The organism is Bacillus sp. CGMCC 1.60114 (genome assembly GCF_042676365.1).
Lineage (GTDB): Bacteria > Bacillota > Bacilli > Bacillales > Bacillaceae_G > Bacillus_A > Bacillus_A rhizoplanae_A.
This window is the reverse complement of the sequence record NZ_JBHTHG010000074.1, coordinates 1-8,953: the sequence shown is the minus strand read 5'-3', so window position 1 is coordinate 8,953 and position 8,953 is coordinate 1. Positions and strand designations below refer to the sequence as shown.

Below are 8,953 nucleotides of genomic sequence, written 5' to 3'. Positions count from 1 at the left end.
ATACATCCATTGACCTTTTACTTTGATATACGTTTCATCCACTCTCCATGAATCATTTGTACGTTTTAGATGACGACGAAGTCGCTTGTCTAATTCAGGACTATGCTGATGAACCCAACGCATAATGGTCGTATGAGCCATCGATAATCCTCGTTCCTCCATCGGTTCCACAAGGTTACGAAAGCTCAAGTTGTACCGTAGGTACCATCTGACAGTAAGAAGAATAATATCGGGTTGATAATGTTTCCACTTGAATAAATTTTGTTTTTCCATACTGATCACGCCCCTTTTTAGAGTACTAGTATCAGTATGTCCAAGTTTACTAGATTTCTTGCACCAGAACCAATATAGTTATTAACTTTTTACTGTCCAGCTCCATGTAAATATGAGTGAAATATACCTATTAATAATAAGACTTTATCTTTATAAGAATCTTCTATTAATTTAAATCTTATGTTAAATGGAGGTTTAATAGATTCTTTCCATTCTGCAATAACTAAATTTGTATTTAAATTAGTTATTTTTGCCCATTCAAAAGGTCTTTGTTTTAATTCGTACATTTCTCCTGCAAATTCAAACGTAGTTATTTCTCCGAAATCAAATATTTTTTTATCTATTAAAGATATTTGGTATTTTTCGTTTTTATCATAATAATCAAGATTAAATTGCGTTTTTTTTCTAAAGTCTATATCTTTTTTTGCTTTTAATTTTAAGTTTTCATTATTGTCATGTACTTCGTATTCTAAAAAGTAGGTTCCCTGAAAAATTATTACATCTATTATTCTTATTATCTTGTTACTATATGCTTTTTTTATTGTACCTATTATATTATTTTCATTGTCATAAATTTTTGATGGTTTAACTGAAAAATGATTAATCCATTTATAATGATACGAGGGATATTCACCTCTTATATTAAATGATGTACTTTTATTTTATTCATTAAAGCTTTTTTATTTTATTCATTAAAGCTTTTTTATTTTGATTATATATTACTTCATAACAACAATTGTTTAATAATTTTAATTCTACTATGTGTTCTTTATTAATAATAAATGATCTATGAGATCGTATAAATTTATCATTTAGCATTTTGTATATAAAAATTAATGAAATTTGAATACGTATAGTACGATTATGAGTATGAATATATGTGTAATTGGGGTATTTTTGCCCAAATCTCCGAAACGAGGGAATTAGCTTAATTCATTAGAAATTTATACATCCTGTCAAAAAATAAAACTTTATGACATAGCTAAAAATCTAGATTTTTTTGTTTCAAAATACAACTATTTGCTATTCGAAGTACGTCAAAGGAATTGTATAAGTTTTGAAATGGATATTTTTAAAAGATAACTAAAGTCCCTTGTTTATAAGGGTTTCAACAATGTTTTTTTGTTATTCCCCCTTTTCGAGGGGATGGGCAAAAATACCCAAAATGCTGACGATACCTCTAATGGTTAATTTTAGTTATTAATAAGTTTATATATTAATAGTAGTGTAAGGGCTGTTCCTGTAAGAAATATATAATCTGGAAGGAATTTTAATACCCAAAGTGAAGTTGTAATAGTAGATACCAATAAAAATGGTAACCATTCTTCATGTTTGAAATTTTTTTTGTTAGATAGGACAATTATATATCCTATTAAGGGGAGGATTATACATATAGTATATAAAAATTTTTCCCGTAAATACCATGGTTTTTTGTTCATATTTTTCTCCTGTATAGATTTAATTATGTTTTATAATTTCAAATCTTAATATTAAATGTAATTTTTTGGTTTATTATATAAAATATAACCTCTATTTAGAGATATGTCCAAATAGAGGTTATATTTTTGTTTATATGTTTATTTTGTAATCAGATTAGTAGGCATAATGTTTTGGCGATCCACCATGCAGCAGTTTCATCACCTACTAGGGGTCACTATACATGCCCATTAACTTGAGAAATTAGGTATTCTCTAAAATGAAAAAAATGAGCTGAATTCTCATAAATAACTGTAAAACAATAAAATTTTCGTTTTGGGAGCACTTCAAAATATTAGCTTGATAGCGATGTGACGTGACCCCTTATATGCTTAAAATAGGGTTCCATGAACCCTGTCCCCCCTTATATTTCCAACAACGTATATCAATTTAGAATTTCAAATTATTAAACGATTGATCTAGCAATTCTAAATCCGATATCATCTATATAAAAATCAGGCATACTCTTTCGACGACAAGTAGCTCCACATCCGCGTTCTTCTTCTGCCCAACTTCCTCCGCGGATTATTCTGTAATTACCAAATGTCTCTTCATCGTATAAGTCCCAGCACCACTCCCAAATATTACCGATCATGTCGTGCAAGCCCCAATCATTAGGCTTTTTCTTACCAACTTCGTGTACTCGTTCGTTAGAATTATCTTTATACCAAGCGATTTCATCAATTTCACCATACCGATATCCTTTTGATTTTGCCTTACATGCATATTGCCATTCAGCATCTGTCGGTAAACGAAAACCATTAGTATTATAATTACAAATAACTGATTTACTTTCATTATCAAAATCATAAAACTTGTCATAACCCAGCGCATCAGATAGTAAATTACAAAAATTCACTGCATCTATCCATGAAACATTAACAACTGGTTTTCGAGCCTCAGTTTTTGTTAAAAATTTCTTCCCCATAATAATCGCATAAAGTTCTTCTGTCACCGTATATTTGGCAAGATAGAATGGCTTAATCTCAACATTCCAAATAACTTCCTTTAAATTTTTTCTAATACCCGGCATTCCAAATTTATAGTTTGAACTAATCCATTTTTGTTCGTTTCGAAAATCTCGTAGCCGGATTTCTCCTTCAGGAATATACACCATTAAATCTTTTAAGTAGTCATTTAAGTTAGCTAACATTGTCCCCTCCCAGGTCTTGAATTAATGTTATTAGACACAACTTTCATATTAAGACATATTTTAAGAATTATTGTTTAAGTATTTCTTCACAATTCCATACTGACATTAACATAAATATCCAATTTTGTTTAGGGATCTTATTCAAGAATATGGCACTTTAGTTGAGGAAGGGTACCATAAACGGTTTGTATCGGTACATCAAAGAAAGCGAAAAAATACAAGATCAACCAAGTTTCCATCATAAAATATAAGAGTTAGGATGAGAGGGACTCGATGAATAATCCTTTCCTCTCCCCCCTCTCACTCACGTATAAAAACAGAACCTTTTGTTTTACTACTGATAATGATACGTTATGTTAACTGAACATGTATACGATATACATCCGAAGATCTAAACAAATTGATTCTTTTAAATGGTACAATTAGGAAAAGGAGGGGAGAATATGTACGATTATAAATTCGTGAAAGTCAAAGTTGATAAATGGAAAGGGCAACCTAAAGAAGATTATCAGCGTATTATTGCCGAACATGCTGAAGACGGTTGGAAACTTGTTCAAATCTTTGCTCCAGCAATCGCAGGGTATTCGAATTATTTTGAGATTATCCTTGAACGGAGTAAGTAACTACTTTCGAGAACGAGAGGGGTTTGCTTTAATTTAAAAATGTACTGACATATTGGAGCGATACATATGCAGAGATATATAATAACGGCTATTACATCTGTCCTACTTATTACGCAACTGAGTATTCTCTATTTTTGGATTGTTGATTGGCAAAAGATCGTGACACAAACAGGCTTAATCATTTGGGGTAGTTCTATTCTTGTAGGAATATTGCTGTATTTGCTATATCGTAAATCCAAAGAAAAAGTTCTAAGCATAACTAGAAAAGTAATCTTTGTTTGCACATCTGTGACGATCCTTCTGGCTGTGTTGTCATTGCTAATAGAAATAACAGTAAGTTCTATGCCGTAAACAGTGAAATAACTTCTGATAACACTGATTATGTTAACAGCAAAACCGTCCTGATGGATGGTTTTTTGTATTCTTTTGCTTAGCGTGTTTTTTTCCAAAATGCTGGCGGGACCCCATGCCCATCAAGCTAAGAATTCATAATTACCCCAAAACAAAGATTTTACACAAATTGCTCAATTTTATCATTTTGGGGTAGTTTATTTTGGTTAGGTTGATGGCGATGGGGCGCTACCCCTTTAAAGATTAATTGCAATTGTTTTGAGTTTTTTGCACCAGAACCATATTCTCAATATACTGATCGAGTTCATCATGGGAATCTATTTGATGCTTCTTTCCACGATTTTTCATATAGTAGAAAAAATAGCATAAAGCAATGAATGGTACTCCGCTATACAGGGCAATTCGTTGGCTTGGATCGAAAGCAAGACCTACACAAGAAGCGAAACATAAAACAAAAGCAGCGATGGGCACGAAAGGATAAAGTGGTGTACGAAATTTCAAATTTCTAATATTCCCACCCACTTCAAGAAATCGCTTACGAAACATATACTGCGATAAAGCAATTCCCATCCATACTATAACCACTGCAAATCCTGATATAGCCACAAGCACTACATAAACTGTATCAGGTGCAACTACACTAGAGAATAATGACAAGCAGGCTACTGCCATACTTACAATTAAAGCATTAAGCGGCACTCCTTTTGACGTTACCTTTCCTAAGAGAGGGCTTATTGTTTTTTCGTTTGAAAGAGACCATAACATACGGGTAGATGCATAGAGACCGGAATTGGCTACTGACAGTAAAGCTGTAAGAATAACAAAGTTCATAATATCAGCAGCATAAGGAATCCCTATATTATCAAAAACCATAACGAACGGACTTTCAATGACTCCCGCTTTTTTCCACGAGATTAATCCAGATAATACAAATATAGCACCAATAAAGAAAAAAACTGTTCGCCAAATTACGTTTCTAATAGATCGCGGAATGTCTTTTTCCGGATTTTCACTTTCTCCAGCGGTAATACCAATGAGTTCTGTTCCTGAAAAGGCAAAGTTCACGGAAATCATAGCCATAAAAACTGGAAGCAGCCCATTAGGAAAAAGACCTCCTTCACCGGTAAAATTAGAAAGCATCGGGGCAGATGCATTACCGTTCATAGGAATGAAGCCAAACATCGCAGATCCCCCCAATACGATAAATAAAATAATGGTGATTACTTTAATGCCAGCAAACCAAAATTCTGTTTCAGCAAAAAATTTCACTGAAAAGGCGTTTAGTAGAAAAAGTGTAATCGCAAAGATGAAACTCCATATCCAAACGGAAGTTTCAGGGAACCATCTCTTCATCAATAGACCGGATGCGGTAAATTCCGAACCTACCGTAACCACCCAGGTAAGCCAGTACATCACACCAATGGTGAATCCGGTAGCAGGACCGATATACTTTGTAGCATATGTTTGAAATGAACCGGTTATCGGCATAGCTACAGTTAATTCACCAAGGCATAGCATGACAAGATACATAATCAGTGCGCCAACCAAATAAGCGAGAATCGTCCCCCCCGGTCCAGCTTGATTAATCGTATAGCCTGTGCTTAGAAAAAGACCCGTTCCAATTACCCCACCTAGCGAAATCATGAACAAATGTCTGCTTTTCATGGAACGCTTTAACTGATTTTGATCGGTATTATTTGCGTCTAGCATCCAGTCTCCTCCTTTTTGTATAAGTAATACGGCTCCTAGTAAAATCTTTTCTATTTACTCTTTATAAGGGATCCATCATCTGGTCAGTACCGATGACCTGGAACGCTACCTGGTTAATCATCTCCGCCATAACCGAGTTGACTGGTATATAGGAAATCTTTTTCAATTCGATATGACATCTACTGTCTCCTAAGATTTACACTTAGTTACCTGCGATTATATTAAGTAACTCACTCATTGCTATATGCTTCTTGGAGTAGATAATAACATATAACAATCGGGCATTTTTACGGAATAATCAGACTATTATCCGTGAAGATCGACCTATACAGGTCGATTCTTATAAAGCTATCGAAATATCCAAACCTTCAGGATGATAAAGAGAACCCTTCATGACATCGGAAATAGCAACAATTTTAGCATCAAGGCCAAGTCCGCTACGTAATAATTCACCTTTTTCTTCTAAAATTTCTGCCAACCCTTGACCAACTACACCAAATCCAAGCAACGCAATTTTATGTGTCATACCTTAATGCCTCTCCCCTTATTAATATTTTTTATTTGGAGCTCCTGGTAACTGGTAGTTGTGACTCCAAATATGCAAAGGCTTGTTCTAAATCAGAAATAAGATCTTCCGTATCTTCAATTCCTACTGAGATACGAACCAAACCCTCCGGAATACCAAGAGCTTTACGTTCTTCGAGGGTACATTCGACATGACTAGTCGTTCTTGCAGGTCCGTATATAGTTTCAACAGCCCCAAGGTTTCCAGCTTTGTTTGCATATTGTAGTTTTGGCAATAAAATTTTTATGGCTTCCATTTCATCTTTTAATACAAAACTTAATACTCCGCCGAACCCCCTCATTTGTTTCTTTGCAATATCGTGATGTGGATGTGTTTCTAATCCAGGATAATAAACCGCTTCTACAAGCTTTTGCTTTTGCAAATACTTTGCGATTTCCATTGCACTCTTTTCTTGCTGCCGCACACGAAGTTTTAACGTTTTCATCCCTCTTAAAATAAGATAGGCTGACCACGGATCCATCGTCGCTCCATTGATTTCGCGATAATGATAGACTTTTTGCATCAGCTCTTTGGATCCGCACACTACACCACCTAACGCATCGGCATGTCCGCTTAAGAACTTAGTGGCGCTATGAATTACAATGTCAACTCCTAATTGAAGCGGATTCTGATTAATAGGAGTAGCAAAGGTACTGTCTACAATAACCAATGCACCCACAGATTTTCCAGCTCTCGCCATTCTCTCAATATCAGTAATTTTCATGGTAGGATTGGTAGGAGACTCCAAATATAAAACCTTACACCCTTTGGTCACTTCAGCTTCAATTTCTTCATGATTTCCTGTGTTGCATAACGTCACCTCTATATCGAGATTCGGCAAGAATTCAGTAAAGATTTTATTGGTTCCCCCATATGTATCTTTAACTGATATAACCCGGTCCCCTGGTCTTAAAAATGTATGCAGTGTGCTGCTAATGGCAGCCATTCCGGATGAGAAACCAATAGCTGCCTCAGCTCCTTCAAGGATTCTTACTTTTTCTTCTAAAGCTTGAATAGTTGGGTTCATCATACGGTTGTAAATATATCCAGGTCTATTTCCCATAGCAACCTCATGCCACTCATCTACGTCATCGTAATTGTAGGCTACACTAAGCACCACTGGAACTTGAGTTGCATTGTAAGCAAGTGATTCTTTTTCTCCCGCCCATACAGCTTTTGTACCGTCTTTTACAGCTTTAAATTTTTGCTCACTCATATATCTCTCACCTCTAAATTTTTATAACTTTGCTAACTATATCCTTTTATTATCCAAGTTCAACCAGATATATAATATATTATATATTGTATATTTTTTATTAAAAACTCCCCCCTTTGTCTTATATTTGTTACCACTTCTCCTTTTATTTGCTTAAATTTACTCTTTCTTAATTTTTCTAGTCTTAAGTTAATTGATAAGAATAAATAGTAAATCAGCATGAGTTAATTATACTAGATATACAATATATTTTATTTTGTATATTGTATATTGTTCAGAATAATCAGAAAAATTATTTGTACTACGAATTATACAATGGCCTTATCGCTTTTTCAATGTGTGATTACTCTAATTTTAAAAATATTTTCAGATTGAAAGTGTTTAGTTTTTAATAATATCAAACATGCTCTATATATTTGGACGTCTTAAAACAAGAACCAACAACGCTCCGCCTCTTCCTCATTTCTTCAATCCATTTAAAATATGGAGCTCTACGCGTCGATTCGCTATATATTAGAATTAGAGACTATAGGGATGGATGTAATAGTGAGTTAATATATTGCAATATAGTGGAGATATTGAAGAGTTTATAAGCTGGTGCTAATGTAAAAATGTAAGAACTTCTGCTTTTATATTATATATTGTATAATATATAATATTATCTTTTAACTTAGGGGGGAAGAACTATCAAAAACAGATACCACTCACTAAAAGATCATGTATATGATTATATAGCAAAAAGAATTCAGAATGGAACATTGCTTCCTAACCATAAGATAAATGAAGCAGCACTATGTGAGAAATTAGAAGTAAGCAGAACTCCTGTAAGGGAAGCTTTAATACAACTAGCTTCAGAAAATTTACTTGAATACCTTCCCCGAAAGGGATTTATCGTTAAAGAGCTTGATACCAAGAAGAAGCTTGATGTTTTTCAAATTGTTGGTGTATTGGATGCCCTAGCCGCCTCATTATCTGTAGAACATATCACAGAGGATGATATTGAACTAATGGAAAAGTTGGCTAAGCAAATTGACCTTTCAATTTCACAAAAACACTATTCAGACTATCAAAAATACCAAAACCAATTCCATAAAGTATATATTGATAAATGTAATAACAATACGTTAATTGAACTCCTTGCTTCTTTACAAAACAGTTTTGTTAGACAAATTTATTTAAGTAAAGATGAAGAAAAACTTTTCGCTGTATTAGAGCAAATGAATGAAGATCATAAACAAATTATCAATTACTTAAAAAAGAGAGACAGAGAGAATTTAGAGCGACTTATTAAAAATGAGCATTGGAAAATAACTCATATAGATATGATATAGGAGGTTCTGGCGCAAAAATCATTTGATAGGAAATAAACCGGTTCTGGTGCAAAGATGATTTCAAAAAAACATAGGACATGAATTTCCTATTAACTTACAGATTATGCTGCAATGCCAAACAGTTTATCAATGAATTCTTTTCGATTTTGGACAGACTTCACCCCTTGGTGAACTTGCCCTTTTTTCATCATATGCATGGCTTCAATGCCACGTACTATTGAAGTAGCAGTTTCATACGTTTTGAATCCCAGCATA

The 8,953-nt window shown here is 33.8% G+C and carries 9 protein-coding genes and 2 pseudogenes; 3 read left to right on the top strand and 8 right to left on the bottom strand.

The window, feature by feature from the left end; all coding sequences use genetic code 11:
- The 4 genes from ACFQZ1_RS11660 to ACFQZ1_RS11645 all read right to left on the bottom strand — a co-directional run.
- On the bottom strand, nucleotides 1-273 hold a 273-nt coding region (locus tag ACFQZ1_RS11660; RefSeq protein ID WP_483861719.1), incomplete at its 3' end, for a transposase domain-containing protein.
- Between the two features lie 89 nt (nucleotides 274-362).
- Nucleotides 363-914: a tubby C-terminal domain-like protein gene (locus ACFQZ1_RS26715; protein ID WP_445291726.1), complete on the bottom strand. Its 552-nt coding sequence runs from the start codon at nucleotides 912-914 to the stop codon at nucleotides 363-365.
- A 28-nt stretch (nucleotides 915-942) separates the two neighbouring features.
- Nucleotides 943-1,197, bottom strand: a complete 255-nt coding sequence (locus ACFQZ1_RS11650; protein ID WP_377882343.1) for a LytTR family DNA-binding domain-containing protein — start codon at nucleotides 1,195-1,197, stop codon at nucleotides 943-945.
- A 958-nt stretch (nucleotides 1,198-2,155) separates the two neighbouring features.
- Complete coding sequence (locus ACFQZ1_RS11645) at nucleotides 2,156-2,902, bottom strand: formylglycine-generating enzyme family protein (protein WP_377882340.1); 747 nt, start codon at nucleotides 2,900-2,902, stop codon at nucleotides 2,156-2,158.
- Nucleotides 2,903-3,345: 443 nt separating this feature from the next.
- Between ACFQZ1_RS11645 and ACFQZ1_RS11640 the strand changes: the two genes are divergently transcribed.
- Both ACFQZ1_RS11640 and ACFQZ1_RS11635 read left to right on the top strand, forming a co-directional pair.
- Nucleotides 3,346-3,525, top strand: coding sequence for a DUF4177 domain-containing protein (locus ACFQZ1_RS11640; RefSeq protein WP_377882339.1), 180 nt, complete (start codon nucleotides 3,346-3,348; stop codon nucleotides 3,523-3,525).
- 66 nt (nucleotides 3,526-3,591) lie between these two features.
- Nucleotides 3,592-3,876: a hypothetical protein gene (locus tag ACFQZ1_RS11635; RefSeq protein ID WP_377882338.1), complete on the top strand. Its 285-nt coding sequence runs from the start codon at nucleotides 3,592-3,594 to the stop codon at nucleotides 3,874-3,876.
- A gap of 243 nt (nucleotides 3,877-4,119) precedes the next feature.
- On the opposite strand, the gene ACFQZ1_RS11630 is transcribed toward ACFQZ1_RS11635, so the two are convergent.
- From ACFQZ1_RS11630 to ACFQZ1_RS11620, 3 genes and pseudogenes are all read right to left on the bottom strand, one after another.
- Complete coding sequence (locus ACFQZ1_RS11630) at nucleotides 4,120-5,586, bottom strand: amino acid permease (RefSeq protein WP_377882336.1); 1,467 nt, start codon at nucleotides 5,584-5,586, stop codon at nucleotides 4,120-4,122.
- A 343-nt stretch (nucleotides 5,587-5,929) separates the two neighbouring features.
- Nucleotides 5,930-6,112: pseudogene (locus ACFQZ1_RS11625) on the bottom strand (homoserine dehydrogenase); the annotation flags it as partial.
- Between the two features lie 31 nt (nucleotides 6,113-6,143).
- Nucleotides 6,144-7,367 (bottom strand): cystathionine gamma-synthase family protein, encoded by a 1,224-nt coding sequence (locus ACFQZ1_RS11620; RefSeq protein ID WP_377882335.1) that lies wholly within the window; start codon nucleotides 7,365-7,367, stop codon nucleotides 6,144-6,146.
- 686 nt (nucleotides 7,368-8,053) lie between these two features.
- Between ACFQZ1_RS11620 and ACFQZ1_RS11615 the strand changes: the two genes are divergently transcribed.
- Nucleotides 8,054-8,698 carry a GntR family transcriptional regulator gene (locus ACFQZ1_RS11615; RefSeq protein ID WP_377882342.1) on the top strand — a complete coding sequence of 215 codons (645 nt, stop codon included), beginning with the start codon at nucleotides 8,054-8,056 and terminating at the stop codon, nucleotides 8,696-8,698.
- 101 nt (nucleotides 8,699-8,799) lie between these two features.
- Here ACFQZ1_RS11615 and ACFQZ1_RS11610 read toward each other — a convergent pair.
- A pseudogene (locus ACFQZ1_RS11610) lies at nucleotides 8,800-8,953 on the bottom strand (IS6 family transposase); the annotation flags it as partial.

Excerpts from the sequence above, each read along its gene's own strand:
- ACFQZ1_RS11645 (WP_377882340.1), bottom strand. The coding sequence starts at position 2,902 with ATGTTAGCTAACTTAAATGACTACTTAAAAGATTTAATGGTGTATATT.
- ACFQZ1_RS11640 (WP_377882339.1), top strand. The coding sequence starts at position 3,346 with ATGTACGATTATAAATTCGTGAAAGTCAAAGTTGATAAATGGAAAGGG.
- ACFQZ1_RS11635 (WP_377882338.1), top strand. The coding sequence starts at position 3,592 with ATGCAGAGATATATAATAACGGCTATTACATCTGTCCTACTTATTACG.
- ACFQZ1_RS11630 (WP_377882336.1), bottom strand. The coding sequence starts at position 5,586 with ATGCTAGACGCAAATAATACCGATCAAAATCAGTTAAAGCGTTCCATG.
- ACFQZ1_RS11620 (WP_377882335.1), bottom strand. The coding sequence starts at position 7,367 with ATGAGTGAGCAAAAATTTAAAGCTGTAAAAGACGGTACAAAAGCTGTA.